Here is a 24096-nt window from a genome sequence, read left to right as displayed (position 1 = left end):
CACCTTTATTGTATCGCGTTTGGAGTTTTTTTGGTATAACCTTCGATGCGCACCCGCATAGCGGGTGGTTTATTTGTCTCGCACCTAACGGAGCGAGACGGACTAATAGTCACATAATTAAAGAGTTGGAGAAATCCAGCTCTTTTAAAATATCCACGAAAAATAGGTCTATACCATTTACAAATGAAAAAGAAAGGTTTATAATGTAATTGACATAATAAATTCTAGAATCAATCTATCAAGGAGGTTATCATTATGCCTAATTATATTAAAGCGGATCAGTTTTTCTACCCACACGGAGTTCGTCGTGGCGGTTACTTGGAACTTGTGGATGGCAAGTTTGGCAAACATGTAGAACAGATTCCCGAAGGAACTGAGGTGATTGACTATACAGGTTATAGCATTGCCCCAGGACTTGTGGATACCCACATTCATGGATTTGGCGGTGTGGATGTCATGGACAATAACATCGAAGGAACCCTTCATACCATGAGTGAAGGATTGCTTAGCACGGGTGTTACCAGCTTCTTGCCAACGACGTTGACTTCCTCTTACGAGCAGTTGCTTGCGGTAACTGAAAATATCGGCGCTCGTTACCAGGAAGCAAGTGGAGCCAAGATTCGTGGAATCTATTTTGAAGGGCCTTATTTCACAGAGAAATACAAGGGAGCTCAAAACCCTGCCTATATGAAAGACCCTCGTATGGATGAGTTTCGTGCTTGGCAAAAAGCAGCCAATGGCCTGCTCAATAAAATTGCCCTTGCGCCAGAACGTGAAGGTGTAGAAGACTTTGTTCGTACAATTACGGGTGAAGGAGTGACTGTTGCTCTTGGACACTCAAATGCGACTTTTGATGAAGCTAAAAAAGCAGTCGATGCTGGAGCAAGCGTTTGGGTACATGCCTACAATGGAATGCGTGGGTTGACTCACCGTGAGCTCGGTATGGTGGGAGCCATGTATGAGTTGCCTCATACTTACGCAGAATTGATTTGTGACGGTCACCACGTAGATCCAAAGGCCTGTGACATTTTGCTCAAGCAAAAAGGAACTGAAAATATCGCCCTTATCACAGACTGTATGACAGCTGGTGGTTTGGAAGACGGTGACTACATGTTGGGAGAATTCCCAGTAGTTGTTGCCAATGGAACTGCACGCCTCAAATCGACAGGCAATTTGGCAGGTTCTATCCTCAAACTCAAAGATGGTTTGAAGAATGTGGTCGAATGGGGCATTGCGAATCCGCATGAAGCAGTCATGATGGCCAGCCTCAACCCAGCAAAATCTGTTCACATCGATGATGTCTGTGGCCAAATCCGTGAAGGTTACGATGCTGACTTTATCGTACTAGATAAGGATTTGGAATTAGTTGCAACCTATCTAGATGGTGTGAAACGTTATCAAGCATAATAAAAAGCAGAGGCTGTGACTCAAGCCTTTGCTTTTCTATTTAGAGGTATCTTCAGAAAGCTAGAAGATTGTTCTATAATGAAGCAAAATCCTTTCATTGTTCTAGAAAATTCGTTATAATATACGATACAAAGGAAGTAGTAAGAATGTATCGTGTTATAGAAATGTATGGGGATTTTGAACCGTGGTGGTTCATAGAAGGTTGGGAAGAAGATGTCATCATGAGTCGATCTTTTGATAAGTATTATGATGCTCTAAAATATTATAAATCATGCTGGTTTGAGCTGGAAAAGAAGAATCCTCTTTATAAGAGTCGGAGTGATTTGATGACTATTTTTTGGGATCCTGCCGACCAACGCTGGTGTGATGAGTGCGATGAGTATTTGCAACAGTACCATTCTTTGGCACTTTTACAGGATGAGCAAGTCATCCCCGATGAAAAGCTACGTCCAGGCTACGAAAAACAAACAGGTCAAGAAAAACACCGTTCTTGTCGCATGAAATGGAGATAAAAAGTAACTTTTTAAGTTGCTTTTTATTTTTTTCAATTTTTTGCGAATAGTTAGATAAGGAGGGCGGTATGGTACAAGAAATTGCACAGAAAATTATTGCTACTGCGAAAGAAAAGAAGGCCCAGGATATCTATTTCATTCCCAAGGAAAAGTCCTACGAGCTTCACATGCGGGTTGGAGACGAGCGGTGTCTCGTTGACTCCTATGAGTTTGATGTTTTAGCTGCTGTGATTAGTCATTTTAAGTTTGTGGCAGGTATGAACGTAGGAGAGAAGAGACGTAGTCAGCTGGGCTCTTGCGACTATCAGCATGGGGAGAAGGTGTCTTCTCTGCGTTTGTCTACCGTGGGAGATTATCGGGGACATGAGAGTTTGGTCATTCGTTTGTTGCACGATGAGGAGCAGGACCTGCATTTCTGGTTTCAGGATATGAACGAACTGGGTGAGCAGTATAGGCAACGGGGACTCTATCTCTTTGCAGGTCCAGTCGGAAGTGGCAAGACGACCTTGATGCACGAATTAGCCAAGTCACTTTTTAAGGGGCAACAGGTTATGTCCATCGAAGATCCTGTCGAAATCAAGCAGGACGACATGCTCCAGTTGCAGTTGAATGAGGCGATTGGATTGACCTATGAAAATCTGATCAAACTGTCTCTCCGACATCGTCCTGACCTCTTGATTATCGGTGAAATTCGGGATAGCGAGACGGCGCGTGCAGTGGTCAGAGCTAGTTTGACAGGTGCGACGGTCTTTTCAACCATTCATGCCAAGAGTATCCGAGGTGTTTATGAACGCCTTCTGGAGTTGGGTGTGACGGAGGAGGAACTAGCAGTTGTCCTGCAAGGAGTCTGCTACCAGAGATTAATCGGGGGAGGAGGAATCGTTGACTTTGCAAACAAAGACTATCAAGAACACCAGCCAACTAGCTGGAATGAGCAGATTGATCAGCTTCTTAAAGATGGACATATCACAAGTCTTCAGGCTGAAACGGAAAAAATTAGCTACAGCTAAGCAGAAGAAAATCATCACCTTGTTTAACAACCTCTTCTCCAGTGGCTTTCATTTGGTGGAAATTATTTCTTTTTTGGGCAGAAGTGCCTTGCTGGAAAAGGACTATGTGGCCCAGATGCACCAAGGTTTGTCGCAGGGGAAATCCTTCTCAGAAATGATGAACAGCTTGGGTTTTTCAAGTGCTATTGTGACCCAATTATCTCTAGCTGAAGTACATGGAAATCTTCACCTGAGTTTGGGAAAGATAGAAGAATATCTGGATAATTTGGCCAAGGTCAAGAAAAAGTTAATCGAAGTGGCGACTTATCCTCTGATTTTGCTGGGATTTCTCCTGCTAATCATGCTGGGGCTCAGGAATTATTTGCTCCCTCAACTGGACAGTAGCAATATCGCCACTCAAATCATCGGCAATCTGCCACAAATATTTCTGGGACTAGTGCTGGTTTGCGCTCTGTCTCTAATTTTAGCCCTCACTTTCTACAAAAGAAGTTCCAAGATGCGGGTCTTCTCAATGTTAGCACGGATTCCCTTTCTAGGAATCTTTGTCCAGACCTATCTGACGGCTTATTACGCGCGTGAATGGGGCAATATGATTTCACAGGGGATGGAGCTGACGCAGATTTTTCAGATCATGCAGGAACAAGGTTCCCAGCTCTTTAAAGAAATCGGTCAAGAACTGGCTCAAGCCCTGCAAAATGGCCGCGAATTTTCTCAAACCATAGCGACCTATCCTTTCTTTAAAAAGGAGTTGAGTCTTATCATCGAGTATGGAGAAGTCAAGTCCAAGCTGGGGAGTGAGTTGGAAATCTATGCTGAAAAAACTTGGGAAGCCTTTTTTACCCGAGTCAACCGCACCATGAACTTAGTACAGCCACTGGTTTTTATCTTTGTGGCTCTGATTATCGTTTTACTTTATGCGGCAATGCTTATGCCCATGTATCAAAATATGGAGGTAAATTTTTAAAATGAAAAAACTCATGACAAATTTAAAAAAAGCCAAGGTTAAAGCTTTCACTTTGGTAGAGATGTTAGTGGTTTTGCTTATCATCAGTGTTCTTCTCTTGCTCTTTGTGCCCAACTTGACCAAGCAAAAGGATGTCGTAGATGACAAAGGAAAAGCTGCTGTTGTCAAGGTCGTGGAAAGCCAGGCAGAACTCTATAGTTTGGACAAGAATGAAGATGCTAGCCTAAGTAAATTACAGGCGGATGGTCGCATCACAGCAGAGCAAGCCAAGGCTTATAAAGAATACCATGCAAAACAAAAAACAAGTCAAACTGTTGCGGATTAAGGCCTTTACCATGCTGGAAAGTCTCTTGGTTTTGGGACTTGTGAGTATCATTGCCTTGGCTTTATCAGGTTCTGTCCAGTCCACTTTTGCGGCGGTAGAGGAGCAGATTTTCTTTATGGAGTTTGAAGAACTATATCGCGAAACCCAAAAACGCAGTGTTGCGAGTCAGCAAAAAACCAGTCTGAACTTAGATGGACAGACGATTAGCAATGGCAGTCAAAACTTGACCGTTCCTAAAGGAATTCAGGCACCATCAGGACAGACGATTCACTTTGACCGAGCTGGAGGCAATTCGTCCCTGGCTAAGGTTGAATTTCAGACTAGCAAAGGAGCGATTCGCTATCAATTATATCTAGGAAATGGGAAAATTAAGCGCATTAAGGAAACTAAAAATTAAGGCAGTGATCTTACTAGAAGCAGTAGTCGCTCTAGCCATATTTGCCAGTATTGCAACCCTCCTCTTGGGACAAATTCAGAAAAATAGACAAGAAGAGGCAGAAATCTTGCAAAAGGAGGAAGTCTTACGTGTGGCTAAGATGGCTCTGCAAACAGGTCAAAATCAGGTAAAGGTAAATGGAGTGGAGATCCAGGTGTTTGCTAGTGAAAAAGGAGTGGAGGTCTACCATGGTTCAGAGAAATTACTCGACCTTAAAGAACAGTAAGGTAAGAGCTTTCACTCTTTTAGAATCTCTGGTTGCCCTTATCGTCATTAGCGGCAGCTTGCTCCTCTTTCAAGCTATGAGCCAGCTCCTCATTTCAGAAGTTCGTTACCAGCAACAAAGCGAGCAAAAGGAGTGGCTCTTGTTTGTGGATCAGCTGGAGGCGGAGTTAGAGCGTTCGCAGTTTGAAAAGGTGGAAGGCAATCGCATCTACATGAAACAGGATGGTAAGGATATCTCGATAGGCAAGTCTAAATTAGATGATTTTCGGAAGACCGATAGCAGTGGCCGGGGCTATCAGCCTATGGTTTATGGATTGAAATCAGCACAAATCACAGAGGAAAATCAACTGGTTCGCTTTCGTTTTCAATTTCAAAAAGGCTTAGAAAGGGAATTCATCTATCGTGTGGAAAAAACAAAAAGTTAAGGCAGGTGTTCTTTTATATGCAGTCACCATGGCAGCCATTTTTAGCCTTTTGTTGCAGTTTTATTTGAATCGGCAAGTCGCCCATCACAAAGACTTTTCTCTAAACAAAGAAAAGTTAGCCGCTTTTGCCATGGCCAAGCGAAGCAAAGATAAGGCTGAACAAGAAAGTGGAGAACGAGCCTTTAATCTAGGAAAAGTCACGTATCACAATACGAAAACAGGTTTTGCAACAAGTGTTCGTATGAATAAGGGCAACTATGGATTTCTCTTTCCTCCGATGAAAACCAAGGAAAAGAAAACAGATACGGAGAAACAATCATTAACTAACTCAAGTGAGCAAACCAATCAGAAAGCAACAAAAGATAAGAAAGACAATTCCTAGTCAATTCAACTACTTTGTGTTAAACTAAAAGCATGAAACATGATTTTAATCACAAAGCAGAAACCTTTGATTCGCCCAAAAACATCTTTCTTGCAAACTTGGTTTGTCAAGCAGTTGAAAAACAGATTGATCTTCTATCAGACAAGGAAATATTGGATTTCGGTGGTGGGACGGGTCTATTAACCTTGCCCTTAGCCAAGCAGGCCAAGTCTGTCACACTGGTAGACATCTCGGAGAAAATGCTGGAGCAAGCCCGTTTGAAAGCAGAGCAACAAGAAATCAAGAATATCCAGTTTTTGGAGCAGGATTTACTGGTGAATCCCTTGGAACAGCAATTTGACCTGATTATTGTCAGTCGGGTTCTTCATCATATGCCTGATCTAGATGCGACTCTTGCCATGTTTCACCATCATCTTAGGGAGAATGGACAAGTGCTTATTGCTGATTTTGTCAAGACAGATACCAATCACCATGGTTTTGATTTAGCTGAACTGGAAACCAAGCTCGCCCAGTTTAGTTTTTCAAGCATTGACAGTCAGATCCTCTATAGTGCTGAAGGTCTTTTCCTAGGAAATTACGCAGAACTCTTTTTAACAGTAGCACAAAAATCACTCGCTGACTAAAGTAGTGATTTTTTCTCTTCAGATGGAAAAAAGGAGGGAAATTTGATAAGATAGGAATATGGATTTTGAAAAAATTGAACAAGCTTATACGTATTTACTAGAGAATGTCCAAGTCATCCAAAGTGATTTGGCGACCAACTTTTATGATGCCTTGGTAGAGCAAAATAGTATCTACCTAGATGGCGAGACTGAACTAGAGCAGGTCAAAGAGAACAATCAAGCCCTTAAACGCTTAGCGCTTCGCAAGGAAGAGTGGCTCAAGACCTACCAGTTTCTCTTGATGAAGGCAGGACAAACGGAGCCTTTACAGGCCAATCACCAGTTTACACCAGATGCCATTTCCCTCCTATTGGTACTCATTGTGGAAGAGTTATTTGAACAAGAGGAAATTAGCATCCTCGAAATAGGCTCTGGTATGGGGATTTTGGGGGCTACTTTCTTGACTTCTCTTGCTAAAAAAGTAGATTACTTGGGAATCGAAGTGGATGACTTGCTGATTGATTTGGCAGCCAGTATGGCAGATGTGATTGGTTTACAAGCTGGATTTGTTCAAGGCGACGCCGTTCGTCCGCAAATGCTTAAAGAAAGCGACGTTGTCATCAGTGACTTGCCTGTTGGTTATTACCCAGACGATGCCATCGCCTCACGCTATCAAGTGGCTTCTAATCAAGAACACACCTATGCCCATCATTTGCTCATGGAGCAAGGCCTCAAGTACCTCAAGTCAGACGGATACGCTATTTTTCTGGCTCCGAGTGATTTACTAACCAGTCCTCAAAGTGATTTGTTAAAAGGTTGGCTTAAAGAGAAAGCGAGCTTAGTTGCGATGATTAGCTTGCCAGAGACACTATTTTCTCATGCTAGCCAAGCCAAGACAATCTTTGTTTTACAAAAGAAAGCTGAAGAGGAGTTGGTTCCGTTTATCTATCCGCTAGAAAGTTTGCAAGATCCAGCTGCACTAATGAAATTTAAAGAAAATTTTCAAAAATGGAGCAAAGGTACTGAAATGTAAGGTAAATTTTGTTATAATAGTTGAAAACGCTTAAAAGGGGTATCATCTTATGACTAAAACAATTGCAATCAATGCAGGAAGCTCAAGTTTGAAATGGCAACTCTATCAAATGCCAGAAGAAGTAGTATTGGCGAAAGGCTTGATTGAACGCATCGGTTTGAAGGACTCTATTTCAACTGTAAAATTTGACGGACGTTCTGAACAACAAATTCTTGATATTGACGACCACACAAAAGCCGTTAAAATCTTGTTGGATGATTTGATTCGTTTTGACATTATCAAAGGTTATGATGAAATTACTGGTGTCGGGCACCGTGTCGTGGCTGGTGGTGAATATTTCAAAGAGTCAACCTTGGTAGAGGGAGATGTTTTAGAAAAGGTTGAAGAGTTGGGCCTCTTGGCTCCTCTTCATAACCCAGCCAACGCGGCAGGAATTCGTGCCTTCAAGGAATTGCTTCCAGATATTACTAGCGTTGTTGTTTTTGATACATCATTCCATACAACCATGCCAGAGAAAGCATATCGCTACCCTCTTCCAAACAAATACTATACTGAAAATAAAGTTCGTAAGTATGGGGCTCATGGGACAAGCCATCAGTTTGTGACAGAAGAAGCAGCTAAAGTTTTGGGTCGACCACTAGAAGACTTGAAACTGATTACCTGCCATATTGGTAATGGTGCTTCTATTACAGCTGTCAAAGGCGGTCAGTCTGTTGATACTTCTATGGGATTCACCCCACTTGGTGGTATCATGATGGGGACTCGTACAGGCGATATTGATCCCGCTATCATTCCTTATCTCATGCAATATACAGAGGACTTCAATACACCAGAAGATATCAGTCGTATTCTCAATCGTGAGTCTGGGCTTTTAGGTGTGTCTGAAAAATCAAGTGACATGCGTGATGTTATGGCTGCAGTAAAGGCAGGCGACCATAATGCGACCTTGGCCTATGAGATGTATATTGATCGTATTCAAAAATACATTGGTCAGTATTTGGCAGTTTTGAACGGTGCAGATGCGATTATCTTTACAGCTGGTGTTGGTGAAAATGCCACAGCAGTACGTGGAGATGTTATTTCAGGAATTTCTTGGTTTGGATGTGATGTGGATCCAGAAAAGAACGTCTTTGGTGTGACTGGAGACATCTCAACTGACGCAGCGAAAATCCGTGTCTTGGTGATCCCAACAGATGAAGAATTGGTCATCGCACGTGATGTTGAACGATTCAAAAAATAACTAAAATAAGAACTAATGTACATGTAAAAAGAGTTGGAGAGTTTGCTCTCCAGCTTTTTTGCTTGGGGAAATCTCTAAAACCTTGCTGTTATTGGCTTTTTCGAAAAATATGGTATAATAGTAGTAATTTAATAGATGGAGTTGAGTTTTGAAGAAAAGCTTTCGTGTAAAAAGAGAGAAAGATTTTAAGGCTATTTTCACGGATGGAACAAGTTTTGCCAATCGTAAATTTGTTGTCTACCAATTGGAAAATCAGAAAAGTCATTTTCGAGTAGGGCTGTCCGTCAGTAAGAAATTAGGGAATGCAGTCACTAGAAATCAAATTAAAAGACGGATTCGACACATTTTGCTAAGTGTAAGGGAGCAGTTAGCTGATAACGTTGATTTTGTCGTGATTGCTCGAAAAGGGGTTGAAGGCTTGGATTATGCAGAAATGGAGAAAAATCTACTCCACGTATTAAAGTTATCAAAGATTTACCGGGAAGGAATTAGGAGTGAAAAAGAAACTACAGTTGACTAGTTTGCTGGGCTTGTCCTTATTTGTCATGACAGCCTGTGGGACAAGCGATGTTGCAGCAGATTCTACAGATATATGGAGTAAATTTGTCTATTTTTTTGCTGAAATCATCCGCTTCTTGTCCTTTGACGTTAGTATCGGAGTGGGGATTATCCTCTTTACGATCCTGATTCGTACGATTCTATTGCCAGTCTTTCAGACTCAGATGGTGGCCTCTAGAAAAATGCAAGAGGCTCAACCACGCATCAAGGCTCTGCAAGAACAATATCCAGGTCGTGATATGGAAAGTAGAACCAAACTGGATCAGGAGATGCGGAAGGTCTATAAAGAATTAGGGGTCAAACACTCTTCTTCTCTCTGGCCGATTTTGATTCAAATGCCGGTTCTCTTGGCTCTCTTCCAAGCCTTGACTCGAGTAGACTTTTTGAAAACAGGGCATTTTTTGTGGGTGAACCTTGGGGGAGTAGACACAAGCTTTATCCTTCCGATTTTGGCAGCAGTCTTTACCTTCTTAAGCAGTTGGTTATCCAATAAGGCTTTGCCTGAAAGAAGTGGAGCTATGACAGGGATGATGTACGGGATGCCTGTACTGATCTTTATCTTTGCCATCTCTTCACCTAGTGGCGTAGCCTTGTACTGGGCAGTATCCAATGCTTATCAAGTTTTGCAAACCTACTTCTTAAATAATCCTTTTAAGATTATTGCAGCGCGTGAGGCGGAAGTACAAGCTAAAAAAGATTTGGAAAATAGAAAAAGAAAAGCCAAGAAAAAGGCTCAGAAAACGAAATAATAAGGAGGAATCTGATAATGGTATTATTTACAGGTTCAACTGTTGAAGAAGCAATCCAGAAAGGATTGAAAGAGTTAGGTATTCCGAGAATGAAGACTCACATCAAGGTCGTGTCCAAAGAGAAGAAAGGTTTTTTAGGCTTATTTGGGAAAAAACCAGCTCAAGTTGATATTGAGGCGATTAGTGAGACGACTGTGATTAAGGCCAATCAACAAGCTGTGAAAGGTGTTCCGAAAGAGATCAATGAACAAAACGAACCTGTTAAGACAGTAACAGAGGCGACAGTTGATCTTGGTCATGTTGTTGAGGCGATCAAAAAAATAGAAGAGGAAGGTCAGGGTGTTTCTGATGAAATCAAGGCTGAAATCTTGAAAAATGAGAAACATGCTAGCACGATCTTAGAAGAAACAGGTCACATCGCGATTTTAAATGAATTGCAGACAGGAGATGCTGGAGTGGAAGACCCAGCAGAGTGTGAAGAATTTGTATCTATGTCAGAATCGGTAGAAAGCCAGTCTTTGGAAGATCTAGGTTTGAAGGTGGAGCCGAGTTATGACATCGAACAAGTAGCAACTCAAGTGGCTAACTATGTTCAAACCATTGTGGACGATATGGATGTTGAAGGGACGATTTCAAGCGACTACAATCGTCGTACGATTAATCTTCAAATCGATACCAATGAGCCTGGTCGTATTATCGGCTATCATGGGAAAGTATTGAAAGCACTTCAGCTTTTGGCGCAAAACTACCTCTACAATCGCTATTCAAGAACTTTCTACATCACGATCAACGTCAATGACTATGTGGAGCATCGTGCAGAAGTGTTGCAAACCTACGCTCAAAAATTGGCGACTCGCGTTTTGGAGGAGGGTCGTAGCCAGCAAACAGATCCAATGTCGAATAGCGAACGCAAGATTATCCATCGCATTATTTCACGCATGGATGGAGTGACCAGCTATTCTGAGGGCGATGAGCCAAATCGCTATGTAGTTGTAGATACAGAATAAACAAAATCAGGCTTGTCCTGATTTTTTGTTAGAAAAGGGAGAAGAAACAGATGATGGAAGCAATCAAGAACTATCTATCTTATGCAGGTATCCAATATCGTCATCCAGATAAGGCTGGAGATGAGCGAGAGAAGATGCTGGAATTGCGCCACAAAGGGCAGGAGGCTCGCAAGGCTTTTACGAACTTAGCCAAGGCCTTCCAAGAAAAGCATTCAGAATGGCAACTGCAACAGACTAGTCAGTGGATGAATCAAGCGCAACGCTTGCGACCGCATTTCTGGGTCTATCTACAAAGAGAGGGGGAGGTGACAGAACCCATGTTGGCGCTGCGTTTGTATGGAAATCCCTCAGACTCGGGTATTTCCTTAGAAGTCAGTTTCATCGAGCGCAAGAAAGATGAGCAGACTCTGGGCAAACAAGCCAAGGTTTTAGATATTTCACCGGTAGAAGGAATGTATTATCTAGTATATACCGACGACCAGAGTCAAAAGGTAGAAGCCACAGAAGAAGATCGTCTGCTCTTACGCGAGAAGGTGCAATGTCAGGAAATTCGTAAAGTTTTGGTCAAGTCAGATATTTCTTTCTTAGAAGATCAGCCATTAGAAGCAATTTTAGAAAAGTTAGAAGATGCTTATTCTCGCCTACTTCCTTACTATGAGGTGACGAGGGGATAGAAAATCAAATGTGTTAGATGAACGCAAATTGTTTTATTGCTATTCTATGCATTTTTTCATATAATAGTAAAATAGAATGTGTGAGCTACTAATCGTCTCAAAGAGAAAGGAAATTCTATGTCAAATCTATCTGTTAATGCAATTCGTTTTCTAGGTATTGACGCCATCAACAAAGCAAACTCAGGTCACCCAGGGGTGGTTATGGGGGCTGCTCCAATGGCCTATAGCCTCTTTACAAAACAACTTCGTATCAATCCAGCTCAACCAAACTGGATCAACCGCGATCGCTTTATTCTTTCAGCAGGACATGGGTCTATGTTGCTTTATGCCCTTCTTCACCTTTCTGGTTTTGAAGATGTCAGCATGGATGAAGTCAAGAACTTCCGTCAATGGGGTTCTAAAACGCCAGGTCACCCAGAATTTGGCCATACTGCAGGGGTTGACGCTACAACTGGTCCTCTAGGACAAGGGATTTCTACTGCTACTGGTTTTGCCCAAGCAGAACGTTTCCTTGCAGCAAAATACAATCGTGAAGGCTACAATCTCTTTGACCACTATACTTACGTTATCTGTGGAGATGGTGACTTGATGGAAGGTGTCTCAAGCGAGGCGGCTTCATACGCAGGTTTGCAAAAACTCGACAAGTTGGTGGTTCTTTATGATTCAAATGACATCAACTTGGATGGTGAGACAAAGGATTCCTTTACAGAAAGTGTTCGTGACCGTTACAACGCCTACGGTTGGCATACAGCCTTGGTTGAAGATGGAACAGACTTGGAAGCAATCCATGCTGCTATCGAAGCAGCCAAAGCTTCAGGCAAACCATCTTTGATTGAAGTGAAGACTGTGATTGGATACGGTTCTCCAAACAAACAAGGAACTAATGCGGTACACGGTGCCCCTCTTGGAGAAGATGAAACTGCAGCAACTCGCCAAGCTCTTGGTTGGGATTATGAACCATTTGAAATCCCAGAGCAAGTTTATACTGATTTCAAGGAAAATGTTGCAGACCGTGGTGCATCAGCTTATCAAGCTTGGACAAAACTAGTTGCTGATTACAAAGAAGCTTATCCAGAACTTGCAGCAGAAGTTGAAGCCATCATTGATGGACGTGACCCGGTTGAGGTGACTCCAGCAGACTTCCCAGCCTTAGAAAATGGTTTCTCTCAAGCAACTCGTAATTCAAGTCAGGATGCCTTGAACGTTGTAGCGGCTAAGTTGCCAACCTTCTTAGGTGGATCCGCTGACCTCGCACACTCAAACATGACTTATATCAAGACTGACGGACTTCAAGATGATGCCAATCGCTTGAACCGCAACATTCAGTTTGGTGTTCGTGAATTTGCAATGGGAACGATCTTGAACGGGATGGCTCTTCACGGTGGACTTCGTGTTTATGGAGGTACTTTCTTTGTCTTCTCTGACTATGTGAAAGCAGCGGTCCGTTTGTCAGCCTTACAAGGACTTCCTGTGACCTATGTCTTTACTCATGACTCGATCGCTGTCGGAGAAGATGGTCCAACTCACGAACCAGTTGAACACCTAGCAGGTCTTCGTGCGATGCCAAATCTGAATGTTTTCCGCCCAGCAGATGCTCGTGAAACTCAAGCGGCTTGGTACCTTGCAGTGACAAGTGAGAAAACACCAACTGCCCTTGTTTTGACACGTCAAAACTTGACTGTCGAAGAAGGAACAGACTTTGATAAGGTTGCAAAAGGTGCCTATGTTGTCTATGAAAACGCAGCAGATTTTGATACAATCTTGATTGCAACAGGTTCAGAGGTGAATTTGGCGGTCGCAGCTGTCAAAGAATTGGCTAGTCAAGGCGCAAAAGTCCGTGTAGTCAGCATGCCATCTACAGATGTCTTTGACGCACAAGATGCAGCCTATAAGGAAGAAATCCTTCCAAATGCAGTTCGCCGTCGTGTTGCAGTCGAAATGGCCGCAACTCAAAACTGGTACAAATATGTTGGTCTTGATGGGGCGGTTCTCGGTATTGATACCTTTGGAGCATCTGCCCCAGCACCAAAAGTATTGGCAGAGTACGGATTTACAGTTGAAAATCTAGTCAAAGTCGTTCAAAACTTGAAATAATCGCAGAAAAATCAGAGTGAAAACTCTGATTTTTTTATTGCCATAAAACAAGGCACAACCTTGTAAAAGTAGCTGAAATTTGATATAGTAGTCCTATGTAAAATACAAAGGAGAAAACAATGGATCCAAATATTACTTTTTTAATCATGCTTGTAGGGATGATGGCCTTGATGTTCTTTATGCAACGTTCTCAAAAGAAACAAGCACAAAAGCGTATGGAAAGCTTGAACAAGCTTCAAAAAGGCTATGAAGTCATTACAATCGGTGGCCTTTACGGAACAGTTGATGAAGTAGATACTGAGAAGAAAACAATCGTACTGGATGTAGATGGCGTTTATTTGACTTTCGAATTGACTGCAATCAAGACAGTGTTGCCACTCAAAGAGGCTGTGACACCAGAAGGAGCAGTTATCGACGAAAGCGGAGCAATTGAAGAATAAAACGGGATCTATCGCTCCCGTTTTTCTATGAGATGAGAGGAAAAGGGATGAAAAAAATAGTATTTGTTTGCCTAGGAAATATCTGTCGCAGCCCCATGGCAGAGTTTGTAATGAAATCCATGACGAGCGATTACCAGATTGAGAGTCGTGCGACTTCGTCTTGGGAACATGACAATCCGATTCATAAGGGAACGCAAGGAATTTTCCAGCGGTATCAGATTCCTTATGACAAAGACAAAACATCGCTTCAGATTGGCAGAGAAGACTTTGAGTCGTTTGATTACATTATCGGTATGGATGCCTCAAACGTTTCAGATCTGCGTCAAATGTGTCCTCAGGAACTACAGCACAAAATCTACTCTTTTGCATCTGAAAGTGTTCCAGATCCTTGGTATACAGGAGATTTTGAGGAAACCTATGCGCGTATCACAAATGGATGCCAAAGCTGGCTAGATCGTTTAGAAAATGAGAGTGACAATGGAAAAGCTTAAAGAAATCTTCGAAAAATATCGAGTTTATCTAACTCGCCCACGTGTAGAGATTGCAACAGTCCTTCTAATCGCTATCTGTGCCATCTCGGTTTTTCTACTAAACACACCAAAAAAGGGCGTCCTGACACTTGATGGTGGTGCGCTTGTTTATGATGGTACCTTGGTACGAGGGAAAATGAATGGTCAAGGAACCATGACCTTTGAAAATGGGGACCAATACACAGGTGAGTTCAACAATGGGGCCTTCAATGGTAAAGGAACCTTCCAGTCCAAATCTGGCTGGAAATATGAAGGTGATTTTGTAAATGGCCAGGCTGAAGGTCAAGGGAAGTTGACTACAGAGCAAGAAGTTGTCTATGAAGGCAGCTTTAAACAAGGTGTCTTTCAACAAAAATAATAGCCTCCTAATCAGGAGGCTATTGTCAAAAACGAAAAAGAAAACGCTCTCTAGAAGTGGAGTCGATGTCTGATTATCAACGAGAAAAAACTTTGTGAAATAAAAAAATTTTTATCACAATTTCACAATCATCCAAGCAAAACTCTATTGCGTAGCCGTATTGAGAAAAAATTTACAATCTCATAAAATTTCTTTGTGAAATGCTTATGAAACGGTTTACAAAGTCTTGAAAAAGAGTTATAATAAACTTGTGAAAAAATTAACAAAGGATTAAATCCTTGAAGTCTATGGAGGACAATATGGCTGATAAAAAAACGTTAACACCTGAGGAAAAACAACTCGCTGCTGAAAAGCATGTCGACGGGTTAGTGAAAAAAGCCTTGGTTGCGCTTGATGAAATGCGCAAGTTGAACCAAGAACAAGTTGACTACATCGTAGCGAAAGCTTCAGTTGCAGCACTTGACGCGCACGGTATCCTTGCACAACATGCAGTTGAAGAAACTGGTCGTGGAGTATTTGAAGATAAGGCTACAAAAAACCTTTTTGCCTGTGAACACGTTGTCAATAACATGCGTGGTGTTAAAACTGTCGGTGTTATTGAAGATGATCCTGTTACTGGCTTGACTAAAATTGCAGAGCCTGTCGGAGTAGTCTGTGGTGTCACTCCAACAACAAACCCAACATCAACAGCTATTTTCAAATCATTGATTGCTTTGAAAACACGTAATCCAATCGTTTTCGCCTTCCACCCATCAGCTCAAGAATCTTCTGCTCACGCAGCACAAATCGTTCGTGATGCAGCTATCGCGGCTGGAGCACCTGAAAACTGTGTTCAATGGATTACAGAACCATCTATGGAAGCAACTGGAGCGCTTATGAACCACGAAGGTGTTGCAACTATCCTTGCAACTGGTGGTAATGCCATGGTTAAGGCGGCTTACTCATGTGGGAAACCAGCTCTTGGGGTAGGTGCCGGAAACGTTCCTGCTTATGTAGAAAAATCTGCTGACCTCCGTCAAGCTGCTCACGACATCGTTATGTCTAAATCATTTGATAATGGTATGGTCTGTGCATCAGAGCAAGCTGTTATCATTGATAAAGAAGTGTATGACGAATTTGTAGAAGAATTCAAATCATACCATACTTACTTTGTAAACAAAAAAGAAAAAGCCCTTCTTGAAGAATTCTGTTTCGGTGTGAAAGCCAACAGCAAGAACTGTGCAGGTGCTAAACTAAATGCAAACATCGTTGGTAAACCAGCAGCATGGATTGCTGAACAAGCAGGATTTAGTGTTCCAGAAGGAACAAACATCTTGGCTGCAGAATGTGCAGAAGTAGGACCAAAAGAACCATTGACTCGTGAAAAATTGTCACCAGTCATTGCTGTCCTAAAAGCTGAAGACACTGAAGACGGACTTACAAAAGCTCGTCAAATGGTTGAGTTTAACGGACTTGGTCACTCAGCAGCCATCCATACAAAAGACGAAGCTCTTGCTAAACGCTTTGGTACAGAAATCAAAGCAATGCGTATTATCTGGAACTCTCCATCTACTTTCGGTGGTATCGGTGACGTATACAATGCCTTCATTCCATCATTGACACTTGGATGTGGTTCATACGGACGCAACTCAGTTGGTGATAACGTGAGCGCTATCAACCTTCTAAACATCAAGAAAGTAGGGAAACGTAGAAATAATATGCAATGGTTTAAAGTTCCTTCAAAAATTTACTTCGAACGCAATTCTATCCAATACCTTCAAACATGTGAAGATATTGAACGTGTTATGATTGTTACAGATAAATCGATCGAAAAACTTGGCTTTGTTCAACGTGTTATCGACCAATTGAACGCGCGTAGCAACCGTGTAACTATCCAAGTATTCTCAGATGTTGAACCAGATCCAGATATCACAACTGTAGAACGTGGTGCTGAAGTGATGAAAGCATTTGAACCAGATACAATCATCGCTCTTGGTGGTGGTTCTCCAATGGACGCGGCCAAAGTAATGTGGCTCTTCTACGAACAACCAGAAATCGACTTCCGTGACTTGGTTCAAAAATTCATGGACATCCGTAAACGTGCCTTCCGCTTCCCATCACTGGGTAAGAAAGCGAAGTACATCGGTATCCCAACAACTTCAGGTACAGGTTCAGAAGTAACACCATTTGCCGTTATCTCTGATAAGAAAAACAACCGTAAATACCCATTGGCTGACTACTCATTGACACCAACTATTGCGATTGTTGACCCTGCTTTGGTTGAATCAGTTCCTGACTTTATCGCTGCTGATACAGGTATGGACGTCTTGACTCACGCGACTGAAGCCTACACTTCAAACTTCGCTAACGACTACACAGACGGTATTGCACTTCAAACAATCAAACTTGTCTTTGAATGGTTGGAAAAATCAGTTAAGACAGCTGATCCAGAAGCTCGTGAGAAAATGCACAATGCGTCTACAATGGCTGGTATGGCCTTCGCCAATGCTTTCCTTGGTATGAGCCACTCAATGGCCCACAAGATTGGTGGCGTTCACCACACTATTCACGGACGTACAAACGCAATCTTGCTTCCATACGTTATCCGTTACAATGGTACTCGTCCATCTAAGACGACTACATGGCCTAAATACAACTACTGGAAAGCTGATGAGAAATTCCAAGACATCGCGAAAATGCTTGGCTTGCCTCACTCAACTCCAGAAGAAGCAGTTGAAGCATACGCTAAAGCTGTTTACGACCTTGGTGTTGCAGTAGGTATCAAGATGAACTTCAAAGACCAAGGAATCAATGAAAAAGCTTGGAAAGACAGCTTGCATGAAATTGCCTTGCTTGCTTATGAAGACCAATGTTCACCTGCTAACCCACGCTTGCCAATGGTAGCTGACATGGAAGAAATCATGGCAGATGCTTACTATGGCTATGCAGAACGTCCAGGACGTCGTAAATAATCGTTTATCAGCCTAGAGGCAGGAGAAATCCTGTCTCTTTTCATAGTCCTATTTCTGAAGTTAGAGTTGAACTATGAGAAGAGAAGATTATGCGGATAGGATAGAAGGTCCTAGAAATAAAAGCTTAGGTGAATGAAGGAAATTGAAAAGTAGAAAAACAACGCCCGTACTTGCAATTCTACTTAAATAGTTATATAATAATGATGTTGAAAGGTGATTTGTAGTGATTCAAGTTACTCTTTTCACAATAAAATTTTCAGGATTTTCATAAGGAGGAAATCACTAATGGTAGTTAAAGTTGGTATTAACGGTTTCGGACGTATCGGTCGTCTTGCTTTCCGCCGTATCCAAAACGTAGAAGGTGTTGAAGTTACTCGCATCAACGACCTTACAGATCCAGTTATGCTTGCACACTTGTTGAAATACGACACAACTCAAGGTCGTTTCGACGGTACTGTAGAAGTTAGAGAAGGCGGATTTGAAGTTAACGGTAAATTCGTTAAAGTTTCTGCTGAACGTGATCCAGAACAAATCGACTGGGCTAACGACGGTGTAGAAATCGTTCTTGAAGCAACTGGTTTCTTTGCTAAGAAAGCAGCAGCTGAAAAACACTTGCACGCTGGTGGGGCTAAAAAAGTTGTTATCACTGCTCCTGGTGGAAACGACGTTAAAACAGTTGTATTTAACACTAACCACGACGTTCTTGACGGTACTGAAACAGTTATCTCAGGTGCTTCATGTACTACAAACTGCTTGGCTCCAATGGCTAAAGCTCTCCAAGACAACTTCGGTGTTGTTGAAGGATTGATGACTACTATCCACGCTTACACTGGTGACCAAATGATCCTTGACGGACCACACCGTGGTGGTGACCTTCGCCGTGCTCGCGCTGGTGCTGCTAACATCGTTCCTAACTCAACTGGTGCTGCTAAAGCTATCGGCTTGGTAATCCCAGAATTGAACGGTAAACTTGACGGTTCTGCACAACGCGTTCCAACTCCAACTGGATCAGTTACTGAGTTGGTAGCAGTTCTTGAAAAGAACGTTACTGTTGATGAAGTGAACGCAGCTATGAAAGCAGCTTCAAACGAATCATACGGTTACACAGAAGATCCAATCGTATCTTCAGATATCGTAGGTATGTCTTACGGTTCATTGTTTGACGCAACTCAAACTAAAGTTCTTGACGTTGACGGTAAACAATTGGTTAAAGTTGTATCATGGTACGACAACGAAATGTCATACACTGCACAACTTGTACGTACTCTTGAATACTTTGCAAAAATCGCTAAATAATTCTTGAGTCGATAAAAGCAAGGCCAGAAGGCCTTGCTTTTTCTATATGGAAAAATGGATGCTAGTGTCATCCATTTTGTTTTAATTCTGTTTCGAAAGTATCCGAGAAGGCAGTGAAACTCAATTTTTCTAAGGTGAGTGGGTGGGTAAAGGAAAGGCGAAAAGCGTGAAGCATGAGTCTGTTTGCATTGGACATCGTGTTATAGAGAGGGTCGCCTATGATAGAATGTTTATGATGAGAAAGGTGAACACGGATTTGATGGGTTCGACCGGTCTTTAGTTTGCAACGAACCAGAGAAGTCTTATTTGGGAATTGTTTTAATCGACTGATATGAGTTTCAGCATGTTGACCATTTTTAGGATCTACTACCCGTTTTCTGCGATCGTGTCGATCACGACCAATTTTATCTCGGAAGATAAGTTCTTTATTCCCTACTTGCCCCTCTACGAGTGCCCAGTACTCACGAGCGATTTCCTTTTTCTCCAACAAACGATTGAGAATGGGAAGGATAAAAGGATTTTTGGCAAAAAGCACTAAACCGCTTGTTTCCATATCCAGACGATGAACAACATAGCAAGTTTGACCAACGTAGGCAGAGACATGGTTGAGAAGGGCGATTTCATCTGGTTGATTACCGTGTGTTTTCATGCCCTCTGGCTTGTTGACGATAATGAGATGTTGGTCTTGGTAAATCTCTTGAACGAGGTCTGGATTGCCCCAAAGGATTTCCTTTGTAGGATAATCTTCCTCGTCGAAAGTCAACTGGCAAATGTCCCCTGGCTTGACCATCTCGTTCCAGTGCATTTCTTCGTGGTTAATTAAGATGTTCTTCTTTATTCTCAAAAAATGGCGGATTTTTCTAGGGATGAGGAGTTGTTCCTCTAGAAATTGTTTGACCGTCATTTGAGGCAAGGATTCGGGTAGTGTAAATGTGAATTGCATACAGATATTGTAACAAAAAAAGCCCTATTTGGATAGGGAGTAGCTAAATTCTTGAGTTCCCATGGTGAAGATGATAAAATAAACGCATGAAATTAGATAAATTATTTGAGAAGTTTCTTTCTCTCTTTAAAAAAGAAACGAGTGAATCGGCGGAGTCTGATTCTACTAGCATGCGTCGTTCACGGAGCGATAGAAAAAAATTGTCCCAAGTAGGCCCAATTCGGAAATTTTGGCGTCGTTATCATCTGACAAAAATCGTCATCATTTTAGGGTTAAGTGCAGGTTTGCTCGTAGGAACCTACCTATTTGCAATAGCCAAGTCTACCAATGTCAATGACTTGCAAAATGCCTTGAAAACGCGAACTCTGATTTTTGACCGCGAAGAAAAAGAGGCGGGGGCCCTATCAGGTCAAAAGGGAACCTATGTTGAGCTGGCAGGTATCAGCAAAGACTTGCAAAATGCTGTCGTCGCGACAGAGGACCGTTCCTTTTATAAAAATGATGGGATTAACTACGGTCGTTTCTTTCTAGCTATTATCACAGCGGGTCGTTCTGGAGGGGGCTCCACCATCACTCAACAGTTGGCAAAAAATGCCTATTTGTCTCAGGACCAAACCGTTGAACGAAAGGCCAAGGAGTTTTTCCTGGCCTTAGAATTGACAAAGAAATACAGCAAGGAGCAAATCCTTACTATGTATCTCAATAACGCCTACTTCGGGAATGGGGTATGGGGTGTTGAAGATGCAAGTAAGAAATATTTCGGCGTATCGGCTTCACAACTAACGCTTGATCAGGCGGCGACTCTAGCAGGTATGCTCAAGGGACCAGAATTGTATAATCCATTAAATTCTGTTGAGACTTCGACCAACCGTAGGGATACTGTTTTGCAAAATATGGTTGCAGCGGGCTATATTGATAAAAATCAAGAGACCGAAGCAGCTGGAGTAGATATGGCTTCTCAACTGCAAGATAAGTATGAGGGTAAAATTTCTGATTATCGTTATCCATCCTATTTTGATGCAGTTGTCAACGAAGCAGTTTCCAAGTACAATCTCACAGAAGAAGAGATTGTCAACAACGGCTATCGAATCTATACGGAACTTGACCAAAACTACCAAGCAAACATGCAGGTTATTTACGAAAACACTTCCCTATTTCCAACAGCAGAAGACGGAACGCATGCTGAATCAGGTAGTGTTGCTCTAGAGCCTAAAACAGGTGGGGTGCGTGGAGTTGTCGGTCGCGTAGCTGGTGATGACAAATCAGGATTCCGTAATTTCAACTATGCCACTCAGTCTAAGCGTAGCCCGGGTTCAACTATCAAACCTTTAGTGGTTTATACTCCAGCTGTGGAAGCCGGATGGACTCTGAACAAGCAACTGGACAACCACACCATGCAATATGACAGTTATCAAGTAGACAACTATGCGGGTATTAAGACATCTCCAGAAGTACCTATGTATCAGGCTTTGGCGGAATCACTCAACCTACCAGCAGTTGCGACTGTAAATGAATTAGGTATTGACAAAGCTTTTGACGCTGGGGAGAGATTTGGCCTGAATATGGAAAAAGTTGACCGAGTTCTTGGAGTTGCTCTTGGTGGAGGTGTGGAGACGAATCCTCTCCAGATGGCGCAAGCCTATGCAGCCTTTGCTAATGGAGGTCTAATGCCTGAAGCACATTTCATCACTCGTATTGAAAATGCCAGTGGTCAGGTCATCAAGAGTCATAAAAACTCCCAAAAACGAGTGATTGATAAGTCGGTAGCCGATAAAATGACCAGCATGATGCTAGGGACATTTACCAATGGTACAGGAATTAGTTCATCGCCAACAGATTATGTTATGGCTGGAAAGACAGGTACTACTGAGGCTGCTTTTAATTCAGTATATACTAGTGACCAGTGGGTGATTGGCTATACTCCAGATGTGGTAATTACCCACTGGCTCGGCTTCCCGACGACGGATGAGAACCATTATCTAGCAGGTTCGACCTCGAATGGAGCAGCCCATGTCTTTAGAAGTATGGCTAATACCATTTTGCCATACACTCCAGGTAGCACTTTTACAGTTGAGAATGCTTATAAACAAAATGGGATTGAACCAGAAAATACGAAAAAGCAAGTTGTTGAAAATGAGACAAACCAGTCCGAGGATCCGCTAGGAGATATTCGTAGTCGTGCTCAAAATCTTGTAGACGAAGCGGGACGTGCGATTTCGGATGCAAAGATAAAAGAAAAAGCCCAGACAATCTGGGACTCTTTCGTCAATCTCTTTCGTTAAGAGGCTTGTCAAAGCCTAGGTTTCTTGTTATAATAGATAAGATGGAGGCGTTATGGCACTAAAAAAAGCAAGCCTAGCTTGTGCAGTTTGTGGTTCAAGGAATTACTCAATCAAAATTAGTGGGAACCCCAAGCCAACACGACTAGAAGTAAATAAATTTTGTAAACATTGTGGAAAATATACGACACATAGAGAGACGAGATAGGAGAGAACGATGGGTTTTATTAAGGATATTTTTAAACTTCTTAAAGAAACAACTTGGCCAACTCGCAAAGAAAGCTGGAGAGATTTTCGCTCTATTATGGAATACACAGCCTTCTTTGTGGTCATCATTTACATTTTTGACCAGTTGATTGTTTCAGGTTTGATTCGATTTATTAACATTTTTTAGAAGAAAAGCGGAAGACTTCTGCTGGCTTTCTTCTATTATGTATGAAAGGAAATATCATGGATAGTTTTGACAAGGGATGGTTTGTTCTACAAACTTATTCTGGCTATGAAAATAAGGTAAAAGAAAATCTATTGCAACGTGCGCAAACATATAACATGTTGGATAATATTCTACGTGTTGAGATTCCAACACAAACCGTGCAAGTTGAGAAAAATGGAAAGAAAAAGGAAATTGAAGAGAACCGCTTTCCAGGTTATGTCCTTGTAGAAATGGTCATGACCGATGAAGCATGGTTCGTCGTTCGAAACACACCTAACGTAACAGGATTCGTCGGCTCACACGGTAACAGATCAAAACCAACTCCGCTTTTGGAACAAGAAATCCGTGATATTCTGGTTTCAATGGGACAAACTGTTCAAGAGTTCGATATTGATGTTGAAGTTGGCCAGACAGTCCGCATCATTGATGGTGCTTTTGCAGACTACACAGGTAAAATTACTGAAATTGATAACAACAAAGTGAAGATGATTATCTCTATGTTTGGTAATGATACGATTGCAGAAGTGAATCTCAACCAAATTGCAGAATTATAACCCCAGAGAGACCTTGTCTCTCTTTTTATGTGCCGTTGAGAGAGGAAGAAGTATAGAATAGAGAAAGTAGACTCAGGGGTTCGCGCATTTTGTTAAACTAAATGCAGAAAGGAGAGGTCTATGAATCTAAAAGAGTTGTATGAAGAAAGTAAAGGGATTGTCCATAAGTGCCGCAAAGAATACCATTTACATCTGTGGGAGAAAGAAGACTGGGACCAGGAGGGGATGATGTGCCTGTATGAGCTGGTCAGTCACCATCCAGAGTTACTAGTTGGTGAACGTCGCCGATTATATGTGTGCTTTAAAACCAAATTCCGCAATCGCATCTTAGACTCCATCCGTAAACAGGAAAGTCACAAGCGCCGTTTCGACAAAGAGCCTTATGAGGAGGTGAGCGAAATCAGTCATCGTCTAGGAGAAAAAGGCCTGAGACTAGATGATTATTATCTCTTTCATGAGCTTCTAAGGAATTACAAGGCAAGTCAGAGTAAAGAAAAACAAGAACAACTAGAACGCCTGATGGGAGGAGAATGTTTCAAAGGACGCAAGGCACTTCTAGGAGAATTAAGAGTGGTATTGAGTGATTTTAGATAAACTGAAAATAGGCAAAAAAGTCCTTGACAAAGTAGGAAAAGTAGGTATAATAGAAAGAGTTGAAAAGCTCAAGGT

28 protein-coding genes are annotated in these 24096 nt (G+C 42.0%); 27 read left to right on the top strand and 1 reads right to left on the bottom strand.

Annotated features, from left to right (window positions below):
* The first annotated feature begins 255 nt into the window (after positions 1-255).
* From nagA to gap, 22 genes are all read left to right on the top strand, one after another.
* Complete coding sequence (nagA, locus tag E2R31_RS04125) at positions 256-1407, top strand: N-acetylglucosamine-6-phosphate deacetylase (RefSeq protein WP_132972983.1); 1152 nt, start codon at positions 256-258, stop codon at positions 1405-1407.
* A gap of 146 nt (positions 1408-1553) precedes the next feature.
* Positions 1554-1919, top strand: coding sequence for a DUF1033 family protein (locus E2R31_RS04120; RefSeq protein ID WP_132972981.1), 366 nt, complete (start codon positions 1554-1556; stop codon positions 1917-1919).
* Between the two features lie 68 nt (positions 1920-1987).
* The gene (gene comGA / locus E2R31_RS04115; protein WP_096753791.1) at positions 1988-2929 is read left to right on the top strand and encodes a competence type IV pilus ATPase ComGA; all 942 of its coding nucleotides are present in this window, start codon (positions 1988-1990) and stop codon (positions 2927-2929) included.
* On the top strand, positions 2877-3893 hold the full coding sequence (gene comGB, locus E2R31_RS04110) for a competence type IV pilus assembly protein ComGB (protein WP_132972979.1): 1017 nt from the start codon (positions 2877-2879) through the stop codon (positions 3891-3893). Before comGA ends, comGB begins: the two co-directional genes overlap by 53 nt.
* 1 nt (position 3894) lies before the next feature.
* Positions 3895-4218 carry a competence type IV pilus major pilin ComGC gene (comGC, locus tag E2R31_RS04105; RefSeq protein ID WP_132972977.1) on the top strand — a complete coding sequence of 108 codons (324 nt, stop codon included), beginning with the start codon at positions 3895-3897 and terminating at the stop codon, positions 4216-4218.
* Positions 4181-4615 (top strand): competence type IV pilus minor pilin ComGD, encoded by a 435-nt coding sequence (gene comGD, locus E2R31_RS04100; RefSeq protein WP_165941788.1) that lies wholly within the window; start codon positions 4181-4183, stop codon positions 4613-4615. The genes comGC and comGD overlap by 38 nt, the downstream gene beginning before the upstream one ends.
* Complete coding sequence (comGE, locus tag E2R31_RS04095; RefSeq protein WP_165941787.1) at positions 4578-4880, top strand: competence type IV pilus minor pilin ComGE; 303 nt, start codon at positions 4578-4580, stop codon at positions 4878-4880. The genes comGD and comGE overlap by 38 nt, the downstream gene beginning before the upstream one ends.
* On the top strand, positions 4843-5304 hold the full coding sequence (comGF, locus tag E2R31_RS04090; RefSeq protein WP_084946805.1) for a competence type IV pilus minor pilin ComGF: 462 nt from the start codon (positions 4843-4845) through the stop codon (positions 5302-5304). The genes comGE and comGF overlap by 38 nt, the downstream gene beginning before the upstream one ends.
* Positions 5282-5686: a competence type IV pilus minor pilin ComGG gene (gene comGG / locus E2R31_RS04085; RefSeq protein ID WP_084946802.1), complete on the top strand. Its 405-nt coding sequence runs from the start codon at positions 5282-5284 to the stop codon at positions 5684-5686. The genes comGF and comGG overlap by 23 nt, the downstream gene beginning before the upstream one ends.
* A gap of 32 nt (positions 5687-5718) precedes the next feature.
* Positions 5719-6309: a class I SAM-dependent methyltransferase gene (locus E2R31_RS04080; RefSeq protein ID WP_084946799.1), complete on the top strand. Its 591-nt coding sequence runs from the start codon at positions 5719-5721 to the stop codon at positions 6307-6309.
* Between the two features lie 58 nt (positions 6310-6367).
* Positions 6368-7321, top strand: a complete 954-nt coding sequence (locus E2R31_RS04075; RefSeq protein ID WP_084946796.1) for a class I SAM-dependent methyltransferase — start codon at positions 6368-6370, stop codon at positions 7319-7321.
* A 49-nt stretch (positions 7322-7370) separates the two neighbouring features.
* Positions 7371-8561: an acetate kinase gene (locus tag E2R31_RS04070; RefSeq protein ID WP_132972973.1), complete on the top strand. Its 1191-nt coding sequence runs from the start codon at positions 7371-7373 to the stop codon at positions 8559-8561.
* Positions 8562-8709: 148 nt separating this feature from the next.
* On the top strand, positions 8710-9081 hold the full coding sequence (gene rnpA, locus E2R31_RS04065; protein WP_000748124.1) for a ribonuclease P protein component: 372 nt from the start codon (positions 8710-8712) through the stop codon (positions 9079-9081).
* Positions 9056-9868, top strand: coding sequence for a YidC/Oxa1 family membrane protein insertase (locus E2R31_RS04060; RefSeq protein ID WP_000728102.1), 813 nt, complete (start codon positions 9056-9058; stop codon positions 9866-9868). Before rnpA ends, E2R31_RS04060 begins: the two co-directional genes overlap by 26 nt.
* A gap of 17 nt (positions 9869-9885) precedes the next feature.
* On the top strand, positions 9886-10875 hold the full coding sequence (jag, locus tag E2R31_RS04055; protein WP_125849356.1) for an RNA-binding cell elongation regulator Jag/EloR: 990 nt from the start codon (positions 9886-9888) through the stop codon (positions 10873-10875).
* Positions 10876-10925: 50 nt separating this feature from the next.
* Positions 10926-11549 carry a ribonuclease P gene (locus tag E2R31_RS04050; protein WP_125425876.1) on the top strand — a complete coding sequence of 208 codons (624 nt, stop codon included), beginning with the start codon at positions 10926-10928 and terminating at the stop codon, positions 11547-11549.
* 117 nt (positions 11550-11666) lie between these two features.
* Positions 11667-13643 (top strand): transketolase, encoded by a 1977-nt coding sequence (gene tkt / locus E2R31_RS04045; RefSeq protein WP_132972971.1) that lies wholly within the window; start codon positions 11667-11669, stop codon positions 13641-13643.
* A gap of 119 nt (positions 13644-13762) precedes the next feature.
* Entirely contained in the window at positions 13763-14083 is a 321-nt protein-coding gene (gene yajC, locus E2R31_RS04040; protein ID WP_084972885.1) for a preprotein translocase subunit YajC, read from the top strand.
* Between the two features lie 47 nt (positions 14084-14130).
* Entirely contained in the window at positions 14131-14574 is a 444-nt protein-coding gene (locus E2R31_RS04035; RefSeq protein WP_132972969.1) for a low molecular weight protein-tyrosine-phosphatase, read from the top strand.
* A complete protein-coding gene (locus E2R31_RS04030; protein WP_132972967.1) occupies positions 14561-14971 on the top strand; it encodes an MORN repeat-containing protein in 411 nt (136 codons plus the stop codon). Before E2R31_RS04035 ends, E2R31_RS04030 begins: the two co-directional genes overlap by 14 nt.
* A gap of 299 nt (positions 14972-15270) precedes the next feature.
* The gene (adhE, locus tag E2R31_RS04025; protein WP_132972965.1) at positions 15271-17922 is read left to right on the top strand and encodes a bifunctional acetaldehyde-CoA/alcohol dehydrogenase; all 2652 of its coding nucleotides are present in this window, start codon (positions 15271-15273) and stop codon (positions 17920-17922) included.
* A 285-nt stretch (positions 17923-18207) separates the two neighbouring features.
* Positions 18208-19218 carry a type I glyceraldehyde-3-phosphate dehydrogenase gene (gene gap / locus E2R31_RS04020; RefSeq protein ID WP_038804036.1) on the top strand — a complete coding sequence of 337 codons (1011 nt, stop codon included), beginning with the start codon at positions 18208-18210 and terminating at the stop codon, positions 19216-19218.
* Between the two features lie 67 nt (positions 19219-19285).
* On the opposite strand, the gene E2R31_RS04015 is transcribed toward gap, so the two are convergent.
* The gene (locus tag E2R31_RS04015; protein ID WP_132972963.1) at positions 19286-20161 is read right to left on the bottom strand and encodes an RluA family pseudouridine synthase; all 876 of its coding nucleotides are present in this window, start codon (positions 20159-20161) and stop codon (positions 19286-19288) included.
* 86 nt (positions 20162-20247) lie between these two features.
* Here E2R31_RS04015 and pbp2a point away from each other — a divergent pair, with 86 nt between their 5' ends.
* The 5 genes from pbp2a to E2R31_RS03990 all read left to right on the top strand — a co-directional run bounded on the left by pbp2a (position 20248) and on the right by E2R31_RS03990 (position 24021).
* Complete coding sequence (gene pbp2a, locus E2R31_RS04010; RefSeq protein WP_132972961.1) at positions 20248-22443, top strand: penicillin-binding protein PBP2A; 2196 nt, start codon at positions 20248-20250, stop codon at positions 22441-22443.
* Positions 22444-22495: 52 nt separating this feature from the next.
* On the top strand, positions 22496-22648 hold the full coding sequence (gene rpmG / locus E2R31_RS04005) for a 50S ribosomal protein L33 (RefSeq protein ID WP_001809375.1): 153 nt from the start codon (positions 22496-22498) through the stop codon (positions 22646-22648).
* Positions 22649-22657: 9 nt separating this feature from the next.
* Positions 22658-22834, top strand: coding sequence for a preprotein translocase subunit SecE (gene secE, locus E2R31_RS04000; RefSeq protein WP_000505776.1), 177 nt, complete (start codon positions 22658-22660; stop codon positions 22832-22834).
* A gap of 56 nt (positions 22835-22890) precedes the next feature.
* Entirely contained in the window at positions 22891-23427 is a 537-nt protein-coding gene (gene nusG, locus E2R31_RS03995) for a transcription termination/antitermination protein NusG (RefSeq protein ID WP_000376728.1), read from the top strand.
* 120 nt (positions 23428-23547) lie between these two features.
* Positions 23548-24021: a sigma-70 family RNA polymerase sigma factor gene (locus E2R31_RS03990; RefSeq protein WP_132972947.1), complete on the top strand. Its 474-nt coding sequence runs from the start codon at positions 23548-23550 to the stop codon at positions 24019-24021.
* The last annotated feature ends 75 nt before the right edge of the window (positions 24022-24096 follow it).

This window comes from Streptococcus downii, assembly GCF_004353325.1.
Lineage (GTDB): Bacteria > Bacillota > Bacilli > Lactobacillales > Streptococcaceae > Streptococcus > Streptococcus downii.
Note: the sequence above shows the minus strand (reverse complement) of the source record. Positions and strands in the feature narration are given on the sequence as shown.

Bases quoted from the DNA above. Each gene is read 5' to 3' on its own strand.
- nagA (WP_132972983.1), top strand. From the start codon at position 256: ATGCCTAATTATATTAAAGCGGATCAGTTTTTCTACCCACACGGAGTT.
- E2R31_RS04120 (WP_132972981.1), top strand. From the start codon at position 1,554: ATGTATCGTGTTATAGAAATGTATGGGGATTTTGAACCGTGGTGGTTC.
- comGA (WP_096753791.1), top strand. From the start codon at position 1,988: ATGGTACAAGAAATTGCACAGAAAATTATTGCTACTGCGAAAGAAAAG.
- comGB (WP_132972979.1), top strand. From the start codon at position 2,877: ATGGACATATCACAAGTCTTCAGGCTGAAACGGAAAAAATTAGCTACA.
- comGC (WP_132972977.1), top strand. From the start codon at position 3,895: ATGAAAAAACTCATGACAAATTTAAAAAAAGCCAAGGTTAAAGCTTTC.
- comGD (WP_165941788.1), top strand. From the start codon at position 4,181: ATGCAAAACAAAAAACAAGTCAAACTGTTGCGGATTAAGGCCTTTACC.
- comGE (WP_165941787.1), top strand. From the start codon at position 4,578: ATGGGAAAATTAAGCGCATTAAGGAAACTAAAAATTAAGGCAGTGATC.
- comGF (WP_084946805.1), top strand. From the start codon at position 4,843: ATGGTTCAGAGAAATTACTCGACCTTAAAGAACAGTAAGGTAAGAGCT.
- E2R31_RS04080 (WP_084946799.1), top strand. From the start codon at position 5,719: ATGAAACATGATTTTAATCACAAAGCAGAAACCTTTGATTCGCCCAAA.
- E2R31_RS04075 (WP_084946796.1), top strand. From the start codon at position 6,368: ATGGATTTTGAAAAAATTGAACAAGCTTATACGTATTTACTAGAGAAT.
- E2R31_RS04070 (WP_132972973.1), top strand. From the start codon at position 7,371: ATGACTAAAACAATTGCAATCAATGCAGGAAGCTCAAGTTTGAAATGG.
- jag (WP_125849356.1), top strand. From the start codon at position 9,886: ATGGTATTATTTACAGGTTCAACTGTTGAAGAAGCAATCCAGAAAGGA.
- E2R31_RS04050 (WP_125425876.1), top strand. From the start codon at position 10,926: ATGATGGAAGCAATCAAGAACTATCTATCTTATGCAGGTATCCAATAT.
- tkt (WP_132972971.1), top strand. From the start codon at position 11,667: ATGTCAAATCTATCTGTTAATGCAATTCGTTTTCTAGGTATTGACGCC.
- yajC (WP_084972885.1), top strand. From the start codon at position 13,763: ATGGATCCAAATATTACTTTTTTAATCATGCTTGTAGGGATGATGGCC.
- E2R31_RS04035 (WP_132972969.1), top strand. From the start codon at position 14,131: ATGAAAAAAATAGTATTTGTTTGCCTAGGAAATATCTGTCGCAGCCCC.
- E2R31_RS04030 (WP_132972967.1), top strand. From the start codon at position 14,561: ATGGAAAAGCTTAAAGAAATCTTCGAAAAATATCGAGTTTATCTAACT.
- adhE (WP_132972965.1), top strand. From the start codon at position 15,271: ATGGCTGATAAAAAAACGTTAACACCTGAGGAAAAACAACTCGCTGCT.
- gap (WP_038804036.1), top strand. From the start codon at position 18,208: ATGGTAGTTAAAGTTGGTATTAACGGTTTCGGACGTATCGGTCGTCTT.
- E2R31_RS04015 (WP_132972963.1), bottom strand. From the start codon at position 20,161: ATGCAATTCACATTTACACTACCCGAATCCTTGCCTCAAATGACGGTC.
- pbp2a (WP_132972961.1), top strand. From the start codon at position 20,248: ATGAAATTAGATAAATTATTTGAGAAGTTTCTTTCTCTCTTTAAAAAA.
- rpmG (WP_001809375.1), top strand. From the start codon at position 22,496: ATGGCACTAAAAAAAGCAAGCCTAGCTTGTGCAGTTTGTGGTTCAAGG.
- secE (WP_000505776.1), top strand. From the start codon at position 22,658: ATGGGTTTTATTAAGGATATTTTTAAACTTCTTAAAGAAACAACTTGG.
- nusG (WP_000376728.1), top strand. From the start codon at position 22,891: ATGGATAGTTTTGACAAGGGATGGTTTGTTCTACAAACTTATTCTGGC.
- E2R31_RS03990 (WP_132972947.1), top strand. From the start codon at position 23,548: ATGAATCTAAAAGAGTTGTATGAAGAAAGTAAAGGGATTGTCCATAAG.